Source organism: Metabacillus litoralis (assembly GCF_007994985.1).
In the GTDB taxonomy this organism is placed as follows: domain Bacteria; phylum Bacillota; class Bacilli; order Bacillales; family Bacillaceae; genus Metabacillus; species Metabacillus litoralis.
The window spans coordinates 82,859-99,205 of sequence record NZ_VOQF01000007.1 but is presented as its reverse complement, the minus strand read 5'-3'; the positions used below and the strand labels follow the sequence as shown (position 1 = coordinate 99,205).

Sequence of the window (16,347 nt, the reverse complement as noted above, 5' to 3'; positions counted from 1 at the left end):
AAGAATACACATGACTAGAGAGGAAATGTCTTAGGCTGAAAACATTTCTACATGATGACTTATTGAAAAACACTCCTTAGGTTTCTCTCTGAAAAACATCATGTTTAGTAGGAGCTGAACGTTACAGGCGTTAACTGTTTGAGTGGAGATAGATAATACTATTTCAACTAGGGTGGAACCACGGGTATAACTCTCGTCCCTACATTATTGTAGAGACGGGAGTTTTTTTGTTGTTTTGAACCATTTCGAAAAATAAAAACTACAGCTCGGGTAACTACCCAGATCATATAGCATTTGTGTATTGGAGGAGAAAAGTAATGTCATTCCAGATTCCTAGAGGTACTCAGGATATATTACCTGGAGAAGTTGAAAAGTGGCAGTATATTGAAAATACTGCTCGTGATTTATGTAGTAGGTATCAGTATAAGGAAATACGTACACCAATATTTGAACATACAGAATTATTTTCACGTGGTGTTGGTGAGAGTACTGATATTGTTCAAAAAGAAATGTATACCTTCCAAGATCGAAAGGGAAGAAGCATTACACTAAGACCAGAAGGAACGGCATCAACTGTGCGTTCGTTTGTTGAAAAGAAGCTTTATGCTAATCCATCACAGCCAACAAAGCTTTATTATATTGGACCAATGTTTCGTTATGAACGCCCACAAACAGGTCGTTTTCGTCAATTTGTTCAGTTCGGTATTGAAGCACTTGGTAGTAATGACCCGGCAATTGATGCAGAAGTTATTTCACTTGCAATGAATTTATATGGAACACTAGGTCTTAAAAGCTTAAAGCTAGTGATCAATAGTTTGGGTGATACTGCAAGCCGTACAGCTCATCGTGAAGCTTTAATTGCCCATTTTGAACCTCGGATTAATGAATTTTGTTCAGATTGTCAAAATCGATTGCAACAAAATCCATTGCGTATTTTAGATTGTAAAATAGATCGCGATCATGAGTTAATGAGTTCAGCTCCTTCTATTCTTGAATTTTTAAATGAAGAATCTAAGACTTATTTTGAAAAAGTGCAACAATACTTAACAGCAAATGGAATTTCATTTGAAGTTGATCAGAATCTTGTTCGAGGGCTTGATTATTATAATCATACAGCGTTTGAAATTATGAGTGATGCAAAAGGATTTGGTGCAATTACTACTCTTTGTGGAGGTGGTCGCTATAATGGACTTTCTCAAGAGATTGGTGGTCCAGAGACACCGGGCATTGGGTTTGCACTTAGTATTGAGCGTCTATTATCAGCACTAGAAGCTGAAGGTGTAGAGTTACCTATTTCATCAGCAATAGACTGCTATATTGTGACAATGGGAGATCAAGCAAAAGATCGTGCTGTTTCATTGCTTTATGACATGAGAAATGCAGGTTTTAAAGCGGAAAAAGACTATGAAGATAAAAAGATGAAAGCTCAATTTAAAGCAGCAGATCGCCACAATGCAAAATTTGTTGCCGTTTTGGGTGATGATGAGTTAGAAAAGAATGTGATTGCAGTAAAAAATATGGATACAGGTGAGCAAGAAGAGATCGGAATAGATCGATTAATTTCATATTTAAAACAAAATTCTAAGTAATGTATTGAAAGGTGAGGGTTACATGTTTGGTCGTACATATTATTGTGGAGAAGTACCTGAAACTTCTATTGGAGAAAAAGTTATATTAAAAGGTTGGGTTCAGAAACGTCGAGATCTTGGAGGAGTCATTTTTATTGACCTTCGTGATCGTACTGGAGTTGTTCAAGTTGTTTTTAACCCCGAAATTTCTGAAGAAGCATTACAAATAGCTGAAAGAGTTCGAAGTGAGTACGTATTAGATATAACTGGGAAGGTTGTTCTTCGAAGTGAAGAAACAATTAACCCGAATGTACCTACAGGTAAAATTGAAGTGATTGTTGAAAGTGTAACAATCGTAAATGCTGCAAAAAATCCACCTTTCTTGATTGAAGATAAGTCAGAGGAAGTATCAGAGGATGTTCGTTTAAAATATCGTTATTTAGATTTAAGAAGACCAGCATTATTTAATACAATTCAAATGCGTCATAATGTCACAAAATCAATGCGTAATTTCTTGGATGAAAAAGGATTTTTGGATATTGAAACACCTATTTTGACGAAAAGCACTCCTGAGGGAGCTCGTGATTATTTAGTGCCAAGTCGTGTTCATGATGGTGAATTTTACGCATTGCCACAATCGCCACAAATTTTCAAGCAATTATTAATGGTTTCCGGTTTTGATAAATACTATCAAATTGCTCGTTGTTTCCGTGATGAAGATTTAAGAGCAGATCGTCAACCTGAATTCACGCAAATAGACATTGAAGCATCTTTTATGAGTCAAGATGATATTATGGCTATGACAGAAAAAATGATGGCAAGAATTATGAAAGAAACAAAAAATATTGATATTGAATTACCACTTCAAAGAATGTCTTATGATGAAGCGATAAATCGATTTGGTTCAGATAAGCCTGATACTCGTTTTGGTTTAGAGCTTGTTGATGTTGCTGAGGTAGTTAAAGACAGTGGCTTAAAAGTATTTAACACAGTAGTAGCAAACGGTGGTCAAGTAAAGTCTATTAATGTTAAAGGTGCTGCTGATAAATATTCAAGAAAAGATATGGATGCTTTAGCAGAATTCGTGGCACCATATGGCGCTAAAGGTTTAGCTTGGTTAAAGGTTGAGGAAGATGGATTGAAAGGTCCAATAATCAAGTTCTTTACAGAAGAAGAACAAAAAGGACTTCTACAAACGTTAGAAGCTACAGTGGGAGATTTATTAGTATTTGTTGCTGATAAAAAATCTGTTGTTGCTGACGCTCTAGGTGCTCTTCGTATGAAGCTAGGAAAAGATTTAAAACTTATTGATGAAAGTAAATTCAATTTCTTATGGGTAATTGATTGGCCATTACTTGAATATGATGAAGCAACAAAACGTTATTATGCTGCACATCATCCATTTACAATGCCAGCTAGAGAAGATATCGGATTATTTGAAACAGATCCTGGAAAAATGAAAGCACAAGCATATGACATTGTTCTTAATGGTTATGAGTTAGGTGGAGGATCAATTCGTATATTTGAAAAGGATATTCAGGAGAAAATGTTTAAGCTACTTGGTTTCTCTGAAGAAGAAGCAAAAGAGCAATTCGGTTTCCTGCTTGAAGCATTTGAATATGGAACACCACCACATGGAGGTATTGCTTTAGGTTTAGATAGACTTGTCATGCTTTTAGCAGGTCGAACAAACTTAAGAGATACAATTGCGTTCCCAAAAACAGCTAGTGCAAGTGACTTACTAACAAATGCACCTAGTGCTGTAAGTGAAGCACAATTAGAGGAATTAAATATAGAGCTTCGTGATTAATTCCTGTTATAAGAGCTTCCAAGAGTATTGAACTGTCATATGTAATTTGCTATTATTTAATTAAGAAATAAATAAGAAGTTACAAATAAAAAGTCCTGATGTGTTCGTTGTACACCTAGTTTTGACCTAACATTATAGATTCGGGAGCTTGTTGTTTCTACATGTAGTAAATGCCTTTTATTCAAAGCGAGGACTTACAACCATCTAGAATAGAGCACCCACCTGCTAAGGGCGGGATCAAAACGAGGGAAACGGCAACGGCATAATTGGGACTAATACATATAGAGTCAAAAATTCCAGAGCTGGAAAATTGACTCTTTTATTTTGCAATTTTTTTTAATTTTTACAAGTGTAATAACTATTTAGTACATTAGATATACCTACAAAGCCTCTATAAAATACTTGCATTTCCGTCTGTGTATGATATATTCGTTTTCAGGTAAAAATACTGTCATTATATAGATCGACTATAAGTGAAAAAATGGATTAAATGGAGTTGAATTTCTTGTTACATCAATTTTCTCGTAACGAATTAGCTATAGGTACAGAAGGTTTAAATATTCTTAAAAACAGTACAGTTGCAGTCCTAGGTATTGGAGGCGTTGGTTCTTTTTCTGCTGAGGCTCTAGCTAGATCTGGTGTCGGTAAACTAGTTTTAGTTGATAAAGATGATGTTGATATCACAAATGTTAACCGACAAATTCATGCACTAGTTTCAACTGTGGGACAACCTAAAGTAGATTTAATGGAAGCAAGGGTAAAAGATATTAACCCTGATTGTGAAGTAATATCGCTAAAAATGTTTTATACAGAAGAAACATATGAACAATTTTTTGATCACAATATTGATTATGTAGTGGATGCATCTGATACGATTTCATATAAAATTCATCTTATGAAGGAGTGCCTAGAAAGAAACATTCCTATTATTTCAAGTATGGGTGCAGCAAATAAAATGGATCCAACAAGGTTTCAGGTTGCTGACATTTCTAAAACACACACAGATCCTATTGCGAAGGTTATTCGTACACGATTAAGAAAAGAAGGAATTCAGAAAGGAATTAAAGTTGTATTCTCTGATGAAAGTCCTATTGTCATACGTGAGGAAGTGCGAAAAGAGGTTGGGAATGATGCGGCACAAATCCGTAAAGCGAAAATGCCACCATCATCAAATGCATTTGTACCTTCAGTAGCAGGTTTAATTATGGGAGGATATGTTATTACAGATCTTCTAAAAGATATAAAAATAACACGAGTTAAAGATGAAAAGAAATAATAAAGGAGGCTGACATGTTTCAGCCTCTTTATAGTTAGTTATAATATTTTTTAGGGAATGTGTCATCGCTCATTTTTTGTGCTTGACTAATCATTGACATTAGTAGCTTATAGTCATGTTCAATATGCTGCTTTTTTTGTAATAGCTGTTCATACTTAGCTTCAAGTTCAGAGTGTTTTTTCCTAAGTTGTTCATTCTCTATTTTTAGTTGTTCTTGTTCATTCTTTATATCATGATCATTCTTTGTTTGTTCATGACTTAAAAAGTTTATACAATCACTTAATGTAATGTCTCTAAAATCCTGGTCAGAATTTGATGTTAGAGCATCATTCGATAATGCTAAATTGTGACTTAATTTCTGTTGTGTGAGTATATTGTCTTTTTCTTGATGAATGTTTTTTCTTAGTTTTTTGGCATGTTCTACTTCTTTTTTATAATGCTTCCTTACTTCTGCATTCCACCGGTAACCACATGCTGCTGATGTTCTATTTAAATGATCACCCACTTCGTCAAATGCAGCCACCTGAGTGCTTCCTTTTTGAATATGTTGTAATACAGTCTGAGCTAATAGCAGATCATCTTCACTTGACCAAGCATCTTGTCTAACCTTCATGATACCCTCCTTTGCGTTGTTTATTATTTTCCCTTAGCGTTTCCTGATAAAATCATATTATTACGATGTGTAAATAGGAAAGCAATATAGCTTTTGATCGAACTGTTGAAAACCGCTCACTTTTAACATTACTTATTTTGTTACGGTCTTTATCTAAGGCTATTTTCGCAAACTTTGTTGCTTTTATTTACTCGAGAAATCAGCACAGTAGTAAGTCTAGTGGCATCTTTTCTTCATAAAATGGTAGCTTTATATGCGGAAATACGCTGTTACTACTGTATGTTTTGGTTACATAGCAACAATCTTTCAGAAAAGAGCCTTATCTAATCTCTATGATTTGAAAGATTTATCCTACACTATATAATCAAATAAGAAGGTTTTTTAAACAGTGCTATTCTGTGGTGAAGAATGCATTTTATTGCATAATAGATATCCATTTTTATGATGAAAAAGATGCTATAGAATTGATTGGAGTGTTAACAATGAATGGGGAGCCACTTGCTTATCGTATGAGACCAACAACAATAGATGAAATTGTTGGTCAGAAAGATATAATTGGACCACATACAAGCTTATATAAAATGATTAAAAATGGTTTTGTTCCATCTATGCTTTTATATGGTGAACCAGGTATCGGAAAAACGTCAATTGCATTTGCTATTGCTGGTACAACCAGTATTCCTTTTATCGCATTAAATGCAACAACAGCTGGAAAAAAGGATGTTGAAGCTGTTGTTGATGAAACTCGTCTTACAGGAAAGGTTATTTTATTTTTAGATGAAATTCACCGATTTAATAAAGCACAACAAGATTATTTATTACCACATGTTGAACGCGGAGATATCATATTAATTGGTGCAACAACTGAAAATCCATTTCATGACGTAAACCCGGCGATTCGAAGCAGATGTGGACAAATAAAGCAGCTCACTCGATTAACGACTGATAATATAAAGGAATTACTTAACAAGGCTTTAAAAGATGAGCAAAAAGGTCTTGGAAAGTTATCAATTAAAATTACTAATGAACAAATAGATAAAATTTCCTTTGGATCTAACGGTGATGCAAGGAAATCTCTAACATTGCTAGAATCAATCGTATATGCTTCACCGAGAGAGAGTTCCACTTATTTAATCGATGATGAAATTATCCAAGATATGATTGGTCGAGTGGGTGTATATGGTGATAAAAAGGGATCTAATTTTTATAATCTGTTATCAAGTCTTCAGAAAAGTATTCGAGGAAGTGATGTAGATGCAGCACTTTATTATTTAGCTCACTTACTTGAAACGGGTGATTTAGTTGCAGTAAACCGAAGATTACTTGTTATCGCCTATGAAGATATCGGATTAGCTGATACATCAATAGGTAACAATGTGTTGGCAGCTGTTACCTCGAGTGAAAGATTAGGGCTCCCAGAGGCAAGAATTCCTTTATCAGTAGCAGTAGTTGAAATGTGTTTATCATCTAAATCGAATTCAGCGTACAAGGCGTTAGACATGGCCATAAATGATGTTCGAAATGGAAATGTTGGAGACATTCCAAAGCACTTGAGAGATGGTCATTATGCAGGTGCAAAGGATTTGGGGCATGTTGGTTACAAATATCCTCATGATTTCCCAATTGGAACATTTGGTGGATGGGTTCAACAGGATTATCTACCAACTAAACTTCTAGGAACAAAATATTACCGACCAATAGAAGCAGGTGAAGAAAAACGACTTGCTGGAATTTATAAGAAGCTTGAGCAATTTAAGAAAGAAAACAAATAAGTTACAGTTGAATGTCCAAGTTGTATAGTCGGTTTTAGTGCTAACCATAAGGATAATATGCTATAATGGCAAGTGTTCAAAGAAGATACTATTATAAATTAGTTTTTTTTATAAAAGTCAGTGTAACTAAATGTAAGGTTAAATAACAGCCTTCTAGCCGTCTTGCCTTATGCCTGTCGGGTCTAAACAAGGCGCCTTCGCTTTTCGTTGTCTAGCTACAGGCGCCATCGGCTCGAGGGAAAAACAACATCCTTTTTCCTAGGTCATAAGTCAATTAGGAATAGAAGGTAAAAAGCACCTTCTTTTCCTAATCGCCTTATGCTTGTCGCCGATAGGCAGGCGCCTTTCGCTTTTCATTGTCTAGCTGCAGCGCCTAGCCCCTCGGGGTCATAAGCAAGGCGCCTTCGCTTTTCTTAGTATGGGAGGGTTTTTATGGCGAATAATATGACAGAAACGATCTTTAAATGGGTTGTTTATTTTATAGGTTTACTGATTATGTCGTTAGGTATTGTATTGACGATTAAAGCGGAGTTAGGTGTTTCTTCCTGGGATGTGCTTCATATTGGATTGTATTATCAATTTGGTTTAACAATTGGTTCATGGACGATCATAACAGGTGTGTTTGTTTTATTGATTGCAACGATATTGATGAAAAGAGTTCCACAACTGGGTGCTTTTATTAATATGATAACTATAGGAATTTTTATTGATTTATATTTATTATTGCCTTTCCTTCATACGCCTCATTCGTTTTTAGGTCAATTGCTGATGCTTCTAATAGGTATTGTTGTTTTATGCTACGGTATGGGTTTATATATATCTGCAAAATGTGGTGCAGGACCCAGAGATAGCTTAATGATGGCCTTAGTTGAAAAAACAGGTAAATCTATAACAGTTATTAGAGGTAGTATTGAAATTATTGTCTTATTTTTCGGTTGGCTTTTGGGTGGACCTGTATTTATTGGAACGATTATCACAACTTTATCTCTAGGGTACATGGCAGGTGTGATGATTCCATTTTGTGAAAAATCAACAGATAAACTCTTCAGTGAACTTTTTAAACAAAATAAAAAAATATTTGAAAAAGTTTGCTAGGGTCGTAAATCTTAAGGGGGATATTATGAAAATATCAACAAAAGGACGTTACGGATTAACAATTATGATAGAGCTAGCGAAACAGCATGGAGAAGGACCAACATCATTAAAAAGTATTGCTCAGACACATAATTTATCAGAGCATTATCTTGAGCAGCTTATTGCTCCATTAAGAAATGCCCGTCTTGTTAAAAGTATTAGAGGAGCATATGGTGGCTATATTTTAGGAGATGAGCCTGCTAACATAACTTCAGGAGATATTATCCGTGTTTTAGAAGGGCCAATAAGTCCTGTTGAAGTTCTAGAGGATGAAGAGCCAGCAAAAAGAGCACTTTGGATTAGAATTCGTGATGCTGTTAAGGATGTACTTGATAACACAACACTCGAGGATCTTGCTAGCTATACAGACGGTGAACAAGAACCTTATATGTTTTATATTTAATGTTATTACTATGATTAGGTTTTCTAGAAACGAGTGTATAGAAAGGAGGGGATGTTGATGAAACGAATATACCTTGATCATGCTGCAACTTCCCCGATGCATCCAGAGGTAGCTGAGAAAATGTTCTCTATGATGAAAGAGAGCTATGGCAATCCTTCTAGTATTCATTCATTCGGTAGAGAAGCAAGACGAATTCTCGATGAAGCTAGACGAAGTCTTGCAAAAACAATTAATGCAAAACCAGCAGAAATAATTTTTACTAGTGGTGGTACTGAAGCTGATAATTTAGCTATTATAGGTACAGCTCTGGCGAATCAACATTTAGGAAAACATATCATTACGACAGATATAGAGCATCATGCAGTTTTACATGCGTGTAAATATTTAGAAAAAATCGGATATGATATCACTTACTTACCTGTAGATAAATCTGGCATGATTTCTTTAGAAGATTTAACGAATAACCTGACTGATCAGACAGTGCTTGTTTCAATCATGTATGGAAATAATGAAGTTGGCGTTATTCAGCCTATAAGGGAAATTGGTCACATCTTAAAAAAACATCAAGCATTTTTTCATACAGATGCGGTACAAGCATATGGAATTGAACATATAGATATAACTGATTTGAGTGTAGATTTACTATCTGTTTCTTCCCATAAGATAAATGGACCTAAAGGAGTAGGTTTTTTATATGCTAAAGCAGGCCTTAAACTTCAGCCTTCACAATACGGAGGAGAACAGGAGTTAAAAAGAAGAGCTGGGACTGAAAATGTTCCTGGTATTTTTGGCTTTCAGCTTGCTGCTAACCTGTCATTAGCAACACAAAAACAAAAATCAGAGAACTATAATGCCTTTAAGCAGGAAATGATATCAATTTTTCAGGAACATCAGCTTATGTTTGAAGTAAACAGTCCAAATGACGGCTTACCACATGTGTTTAATGTCTATTTTCCTAAAACGAATATCGAATCATTACTAGTAAATCTAGACTTAGCTGGAATTGCTGCATCAAGTGGTTCAGCATGTACGGCAGGTTCAATTGATCCCTCCCATGTATTAGTTAGCATGTATGGTAAGGAATCAGAGCGAATTTTATCATCTATTCGTTTTAGCTTTGGATTAGGTACAACTAAAGAAGATATTCAATATGCAGCACATGAAATTTCAAAAGTGATTAAAAAAGTTACAGCATAGAGTAAAACTGGAGGTGAAGAGATGAATAAAGATCCTAAAGATACAAGAGTTGTTGTTGGGATGTCTGGTGGAGTAGACTCCTCAGTAGCAGCTCTTCGTTTAAAAGAGCAAGGTTATGAAGTTATAGGAATATTCATGAAAAACTGGGATGATACAGATGAAAATGGCGTATGTACAGCAACAGAAGATTACAATGATGTGATTGAAGTTTGCAATCAGATTGGAATTCCCTACTACGCGGTGAACTTTGAAAAGCAGTATTGGGATAAAGTATTTACCTATTTCCTAGATGAATACAAAGCAGGAAGAACACCTAATCCTGATGTTATGTGTAATAAAGAAATTAAATTTAAAGCATTTTTAGAGCATGCTATGTCACTAGGTGCTGATTATTTGGCAACAGGTCATTATGCTCGTGTTGAGTATCGTGATGGAGAATACAAAATGCTTCGTGGTATCGATGACAACAAAGATCAAACCTATTTCCTAAATCAATTAAGTCAAGAACAGCTTTCAAAGGTAATGTTTCCATTAGGAGATATTGAGAAGCCATTAGTACGTGAAATGGCAAAAAAAGCAAACCTAGCAACTGCAACTAAAAAAGATAGTACGGGAATTTGTTTTATAGGTGAAAGAAATTTCAAAGAATTTTTGAGTGGCTATTTGCCTGCACAACCCGGAATTATGCAAACACTAGATGGTGAAGTAAAAGGTAAGCATGATGGACTTATGTACTATACAATTGGACAGCGCCACGGATTAGGAATTGGTGGTAGTGGTGATCCTTGGTTTGCTATTGGTAAGGACTTAGAGAAAAATGTATTGTATGTTGATCAAGGTTTCCATAATGAGCTTTTATATTCTGACTCAATCACCGCAACAAATATAAGCTGGGTATCAGACTCTCAACCTACAGAATTATCTTGTACAGCAAAATTCCGCTATCGACAAGAAGATAATGAAGTGTCAGTAGAAATGATAGATGAAAAAACAGCAAAGATTTCGTTTAAAAAGCCTATACGAGCTGTAACACCAGGACAAGCTGTTGTATTCTATGACGGTGAAATTTGTCTAGGTGGAGGAACAATTGATGAGGTATATAAAGAAGACAAGAAGCTTTGGTACGTTGGATAACTGAGAAAATAGGGGGGTGACGCTGTTAAGTGGAGTCAGCCCCTTTATATTGTGATTTAAATCTTGAAAATTTGTTAGACAAAGGTTTTCAGTTAAATCTTAGTTTTTGGATTTCAGTTAAGGCATTCGCTTTCCCGCTCTACGCAGGAGCTTCATGCTTTCACTTCAACAACAAAGTGTATACCAAACAACATCATACAATTTACATAAAAAATACTTGAAAGTGGGTAACAAAATGGATAACAATCAACTTGGTATCGAAGCTATGCAAAAAGGTAATTTTGAAGAAGCAGCAACAGCATTTTCTAAAGCTATTGAAGAACAACCTGCAGATCCAATTAGTTATGTAAACTTTGGGAATTTATTATCAGCAGTGAATGAACTTGAAAAAGCCCTTAAATTCTATGAAAAGGCTATTGAAATCGATGAGAATACAGCAACAGCATATTATGGAGCAGGAAATGTATACTTTAATCAAGAAAACTATAATGAAGCAAAAAACATGTATGAAAAAGCCTTAAGAAAAGGCTTAGATAACGGTGACCTTCATTTTATGCTCGGATTGTGTATGCTGCAAATAGATCAACATCGATTAGCATTACCATACTTCCAAAGAGCAGTAGAGTTAAATGAAGATGATGCTGATGCGAGGTTTCAATATGGTTTATGTTTAGCGCAGCTTGAGTTAATAGATGAAGCAATGATTCAATTTCAAACTGTAGTAACATTAGATGAGCAACATGCAGATGCATTTTATAATCTTGGAGTAGCATACGCATTTAAAGAAGACACAATTAAAGCGAAAGAAATGCTAGAAAAAGCGTTAATGATACAGCCGGACCATATGCTAGCTGGACATGCTTTAAACATAATAGGTGAAAATAAACAGTAGTAGTTGCATTAGAGGGGAGTATGGTGTCATGCAGGAAAGTGCGGATTTATTTGCGGAAAATGAAAAATTTGTGAAGGGCTTAGTGAAGGTTGTTATTTTTCACAATGAACAGAATTTATATTCTGTCTTAAAAGTAAGAATTCATGAAACAAGTGAGAATATTGAAGATAAAGAAATAACAGTTACTGGATATTTCCCACTCCTGCATGAAGATGATACATACACCTTTTTTGGTTCATTTACAAACCATCCTAAATTTGGTTTGCAATTTCAAACTGAGCATTTTCGAAAAGAAATACCTCAAACAAAGGAAGGAATCGTTCAATATTTATCGAGCGATCTTTTTAAAGGAATTGGAAAGAAAACCGCAGAAGCAATTGTTGATAAATTGGGTGAATCAGCTATTTCAAAAATTCTTCAGAATCCTTCTATCCTCGACGAAATTCCTAAAGTAAACAAAGAAAAAGCGAAACAATTAGTTGAAGCACTTGTTTCTCATCAAGGTCTTGAACAAGTAATGATTTCACTAAATCAAGTGGGATTTGGTCCACAGCTTGCTATGAAAATATATCAAACATACCAAGACCAAACGTTAGCAATCATCCAGGAAAACCCCTATCAATTGGTGCAAGATATAGAAGGGATAGGGTTTGTACGAGCTGATGAACTAGGTCAGCAAATTGGTATATCAGCAAAAAGCTCTGAAAGAATTAAAGCTGCTTGTCATTATATTATTGAACACTTATGTTTACAGGATGGTCATGTTTATATAAAAGTGGATCAATTAATTATAAAAACGAAAGAGCTACTTGATCATTCAAAAAAAGGTCTCATTCATGAAGAAGAGATTGCTAATGAAATTATTTCCTTAGGTGAAGAAGGAAAAATGATTGTTGAGGAAGATCGTGCATATTTACCTTCTCTTTATTTTGCTGAACAAGGATTAGTGAAAAATATCAAAAGAGTTTTAGATCAACAAGAGTACGAAGAGCTTTTTCCTGAATCTGAATTTTTGTTATCTCTTGGAAACCTTGAAGAACGGTTAAAGGTCCATTATGCACCAACACAAAAAGACGCCATTCAAAAAGCACTCATGTCACCAATGCTTTTGTTAACAGGTGGACCTGGAACGGGTAAAACAACAGTTATTAAAGGGATTGTAGAACTTTATTCAGACTTACATGGTTGTTCATTGGATCCCTCAGATTATAAAAAGGAAGAACCATTCCCTATTCTTTTAGTTGCACCAACAGGTCGAGCTGCTAAAAGAATGAGTGAAGCTACAGGACTATCAGCTGTTACAATTCATCGCTTATTAAAATGGAATGGTGCCGATGGCTTTGAACATGATGAGAATAACCCAATTGCAGGAAAATTACTCATCGTAGATGAAGTATCGATGGTTGATATTTGGATAGCAAATCAGTTATTTAAAGCTTTACCTGAAAACATTCAAGTTGTCATGGTAGGTGATGAAGATCAACTTCCTTCCGTAGGTCCTGGTCAGGTTCTTAGAGATCTATTAGCTTCTTCAACCATACCTACTGTGAGGTTAACTGATATATATCGACAAGCAGAAGGATCATCCATTATTGAGCTTGCACATGAAATCAAAAAAGGGAATTTGCCACAAAATATTACGAAACCAACCTCTGATCGTTCTTTTATTCAGTGTTCACAATCACAGATGAAAGAGGTTATTGAAAAAGTAATAAAAAGTGCAATAAATAAAGGGTATTCTGCAAGGGACATTCAAATTTTGGCTCCAATGTATAAGGGACCTGCTGGTATTGACCAATTAAACAAACTTCTACAGGAACTTTTTAATCCCAAGACACCTGGTAAAAGAGAAATGAAGTTTGGTGAAGTTATTTATCGGAATGGTGATAAAATTCTTCAATTGGTAAACCAGCCTGATCAAAATGTTTTTAATGGAGATATCGGAGAGATCGTGTCCATTTTCTATGCGAAGGAAAATACAGAAAAAGAAGATATGATCGTTGTTGCATTTGATGGAAATGAAGTCACCTATACAAAACAGGATTTTAATCAGTTTACACATGCTTTTTGTTGTTCTATTCATAAATCACAAGGAAGCGAATTTCCAATTGTAATTTTACCTATCGTTAAGGGTTATTATCGAATGCTACGTCGAAATTTAATTTATACAGCCATAACGAGAAGTAAACGATCACTGATTCTTTGTGGTGAGAGAGATGCTTTACAATGGGGAATTTCGAATAATGAGAGCTCCGAAAGACAAACAAGTCTGATGTTAAAGCTAAATAAAGATGGAACAGAAATGATCATTGATGAATTGCAAAAAGAATTACCATTCCCTGTAGAAGATGCAAATATTGGCATGGAAAACGTTACACCGTATGACTTTATGGAGGTTAGTGAATCATAAAAATGTTCGAAAGAGGTGGAGCTACTTTGCGAACATATTCAAAGCTTAAAGGACTTCCAGTGTACAGCACCAGCAGTGCTGACCTTCTTGGTCATATAACGAATTTATGCGTATCTACCCAAGGCTTTATCATCGGACTTCTTATGGAAGGAAAGGGTCTTTTCCATCGTGATCGTTTTTTACCTATTGAATCTATACATGCAATTGGTGATCATGGTGTAATGGTTGATGAAGCTGAAAATTTATTAACAATTCATGATCTAAAGAAAAATTATACGTATAACACTTACAGTGATCTTCAATACAAATCAGTTTTAACAAAAGAAGGAGAAAAACTTGGTTTGTTGGAGGACGTATATTTTTCAGAGGAAATGGGCACAATTGAGGCATACGAGTTGACGGACGGTTTTTTTGCTGACATCGCTGAAGGAAAAAAAGTGGTTAAGGCTAGCGGGGAGCCGCTATCGATAAGCAAAGATGCGATCGTCATAGACTTTTAAGAATGTAAAAGAGGTGTGCCCGTTTGTTTTCATGTCCGAATTGTAAAAGTAAAGATCTTGGGAAGATAGGTGTAAATCAATATTACTGCTGGAGCTGCTTTATTGAATTATCTGTCACTAAAGGGAAAATATTAACACATCAAGTTGAGGAAGATGGCACATTAAGCTCACTTGATGATTTGTTTTCAGATGATGAACGATCAATAAGCATGTAAAGGGGAGATTGATTTTGAAACGTACTGTAACCTCATTAATGTCTTTAGGATTAGGTGCTGCAGCTTATCATTTTGCTCGCAACTCTAACATGACAAATAATCGTTCAATGAAAAAAATGAAAAAACGTATGATGAAAATATTTTAATATTTCTTTAGGGAGCTGACTGTTCAGCTCTCTTTTTCATATTTATAGTAAATGCAACATGTATAAAATGTCTCCTTCCTTTAAAGAATAAATGGATAGAGGAGGGAGTTTCTTGAGAGAACAACAAATAAAATGGTTATTACGTATCACTATTTTATTGCTCGGATTACTTACAATATATGTCTTTTTCAAACTTTATAATATATGGGCTCCCTTTTTTCTTATGTTCAAAGCCATATTTATCCCTTTCTTAATAGGAGCTTTTATTACATATCTTTTACATCCAATAATTGAGAAATTACATCGTACAGGTGTTCCAAGACCAATTTCAATCTTAATTATTTATTTGCTCTTTTTCGGTTCTATTGGTTACGGTTTTTATAAAGGAATTCCTGTACTAGTTAATCAGCTTCGGGATTTATCAGAGAATTTCCCACAGCTTTCTGCAGCGTATTCTGAATGGGTTGATTCTATTCATGATCAAACAAACCGCTGGCCTAATGGTATTCATGAACGGATTGATCAACTATTTGCAAAAACAGAAGCATGGTTAGCGTTAACTGTCGAGAATGTTATTAGCAGTTTAAAAGGGATTTTCGATTATATGCTATTAATCGCCATTATCCCATTTCTAGTGTTTTATATGCTGAAAGATTATGATCAAATTAAAAAAGCTGGGTGGTATTTAACTCCTAGAAAATGGCGTAGTGAAGCCATTCAATTTTTAAAGGACATTGATCGCTCGCTAGGAAATTATATTAGAGGACAATTATTTGTTTGCTTTATTATTGGGTTACTTGCGTTTATTTCATTATGGTTTTTTGATGTGAAATACCCCTTAATTCTGGGATTATTAATTGGTGTAACCAACATTATCCCTTATTTTGGACCAGTAATTGGAGCAGTTCCTGCCTTAATCATAGCAGCAACAATGTCTACACAAACAATTATAATTGTTGTTGTTATCATATTGTCTTTACAATTTATTGAGGGAAATATTCTAGGACCATTAGTTGTAGGTAAAAGCTTGCACATGCATCCAATCATTATTATGCTCGCATTATTGTCTGGTGGTGAAATTGGCGGGATTGTTGGATTGATGATAGCTGTTCCCATTGTAGTAGTGTTACGTGTGATGATCCTTCACCTTGTATTACTGAGAAGACAACATTGACATTTATCGCATGCTTGTCTATAATTCACGATAGAATATTGAATATTGCAATCACAATGATGGAAAAAGATGTTGTTACCGCCTTTTCAGAGAGGAATTTCCT

The 16,347-nt window shown here is 35.0% G+C and carries 14 protein-coding genes, 1 other RNA gene, 1 pseudogene and 1 other annotated feature (1 of these 17 running past the window's edge); of the genes and pseudogenes, 15 read left to right on the top strand and 1 reads right to left on the bottom strand.

Going from position 1 to position 16,347, the window contains the following annotated elements; translation table 11 throughout:
• Positions 1 to 204 (top strand) — a binding site (T-box leader) (it extends 28 nt beyond the left edge of the window).
• Between the two features lie 113 nt (positions 205 to 317).
• From hisS to FS935_RS13400, 4 genes are all read left to right on the top strand, one after another.
• Positions 318 to 1,589: a histidine--tRNA ligase gene (hisS, locus tag FS935_RS13415; protein WP_146949125.1), complete on the top strand. Its 1,272-nt coding sequence runs from the start codon at positions 318 to 320 to the stop codon at positions 1,587 to 1,589.
• Positions 1,590 to 1,611: 22 nt separating this feature from the next.
• On the top strand, positions 1,612 to 3,378 hold the full coding sequence (aspS, locus tag FS935_RS13410) for an aspartate--tRNA ligase (RefSeq protein WP_146949124.1): 1,767 nt from the start codon (positions 1,612 to 1,614) through the stop codon (positions 3,376 to 3,378).
• Between the two features lie 89 nt (positions 3,379 to 3,467).
• A non-coding RNA gene (gene ssrS, locus FS935_RS13405) (6S RNA) lies at positions 3,468 to 3,655 on the top strand.
• A gap of 228 nt (positions 3,656 to 3,883) precedes the next feature.
• A complete protein-coding gene (locus FS935_RS13400) occupies positions 3,884 to 4,654 on the top strand; it encodes a tRNA threonylcarbamoyladenosine dehydratase (RefSeq protein ID WP_146949123.1) in 771 nt (256 codons plus the stop codon).
• Positions 4,655 to 5,050: 396 nt separating this feature from the next.
• On the opposite strand, the pseudogene FS935_RS24545 reads toward FS935_RS13400, so the two are convergent.
• A pseudogene (locus FS935_RS24545) lies at positions 5,051 to 5,267 on the bottom strand (RsfA family transcriptional regulator); the annotation flags it as partial.
• A gap of 482 nt (positions 5,268 to 5,749) precedes the next feature.
• Between FS935_RS24545 and FS935_RS13390 the strand changes: the two are divergent.
• From FS935_RS13390 to FS935_RS13340, 11 genes are all read left to right on the top strand, one after another.
• A complete protein-coding gene (locus FS935_RS13390) occupies positions 5,750 to 7,039 on the top strand; it encodes a replication-associated recombination protein A (protein WP_146949425.1) in 1,290 nt (429 codons plus the stop codon).
• 432 nt (positions 7,040 to 7,471) lie between these two features.
• On the top strand, positions 7,472 to 8,134 hold the full coding sequence (locus FS935_RS13385; RefSeq protein ID WP_146949121.1) for a YczE/YyaS/YitT family protein: 663 nt from the start codon (positions 7,472 to 7,474) through the stop codon (positions 8,132 to 8,134).
• A gap of 25 nt (positions 8,135 to 8,159) precedes the next feature.
• Entirely contained in the window at positions 8,160 to 8,576 is a 417-nt protein-coding gene (cymR, locus tag FS935_RS13380) for a cysteine metabolism transcriptional regulator CymR (RefSeq protein ID WP_146949120.1), read from the top strand.
• Positions 8,577 to 8,633: 57 nt separating this feature from the next.
• The gene (locus FS935_RS13375; protein ID WP_146949119.1) at positions 8,634 to 9,773 is read left to right on the top strand and encodes a cysteine desulfurase family protein; all 1,140 of its coding nucleotides are present in this window, start codon (positions 8,634 to 8,636) and stop codon (positions 9,771 to 9,773) included.
• 21 nt (positions 9,774 to 9,794) lie between these two features.
• Entirely contained in the window at positions 9,795 to 10,907 is a 1,113-nt protein-coding gene (gene mnmA / locus FS935_RS13370) for a tRNA 2-thiouridine(34) synthase MnmA (RefSeq protein WP_146949118.1), read from the top strand.
• A 235-nt stretch (positions 10,908 to 11,142) separates the two neighbouring features.
• Positions 11,143 to 11,799: a tetratricopeptide repeat protein gene (locus FS935_RS13365; protein ID WP_146949117.1), complete on the top strand. Its 657-nt coding sequence runs from the start codon at positions 11,143 to 11,145 to the stop codon at positions 11,797 to 11,799.
• A gap of 28 nt (positions 11,800 to 11,827) precedes the next feature.
• Positions 11,828 to 14,209 (top strand): SF1B family DNA helicase RecD2, encoded by a 2,382-nt coding sequence (gene recD2, locus FS935_RS13360; protein WP_146949116.1) that lies wholly within the window; start codon positions 11,828 to 11,830, stop codon positions 14,207 to 14,209.
• A 26-nt stretch (positions 14,210 to 14,235) separates the two neighbouring features.
• Positions 14,236 to 14,709: a PRC-barrel domain-containing protein gene (locus FS935_RS13355; RefSeq protein ID WP_146949115.1), complete on the top strand. Its 474-nt coding sequence runs from the start codon at positions 14,236 to 14,238 to the stop codon at positions 14,707 to 14,709.
• A gap of 23 nt (positions 14,710 to 14,732) precedes the next feature.
• Positions 14,733 to 14,924 (top strand): YrzR-like zinc ribbon domain, encoded by a 192-nt coding sequence (locus tag FS935_RS13350; protein ID WP_146949114.1) that lies wholly within the window; start codon positions 14,733 to 14,735, stop codon positions 14,922 to 14,924.
• Between the two features lie 14 nt (positions 14,925 to 14,938).
• Positions 14,939 to 15,070: a YrzQ family protein gene (locus FS935_RS13345; RefSeq protein ID WP_146949113.1), complete on the top strand. Its 132-nt coding sequence runs from the start codon at positions 14,939 to 14,941 to the stop codon at positions 15,068 to 15,070.
• A 112-nt stretch (positions 15,071 to 15,182) separates the two neighbouring features.
• A complete protein-coding gene (locus FS935_RS13340; protein ID WP_146949112.1) occupies positions 15,183 to 16,244 on the top strand; it encodes an AI-2E family transporter in 1,062 nt (353 codons plus the stop codon).
• The last annotated feature ends 103 nt before the right edge of the window (positions 16,245 to 16,347 follow it).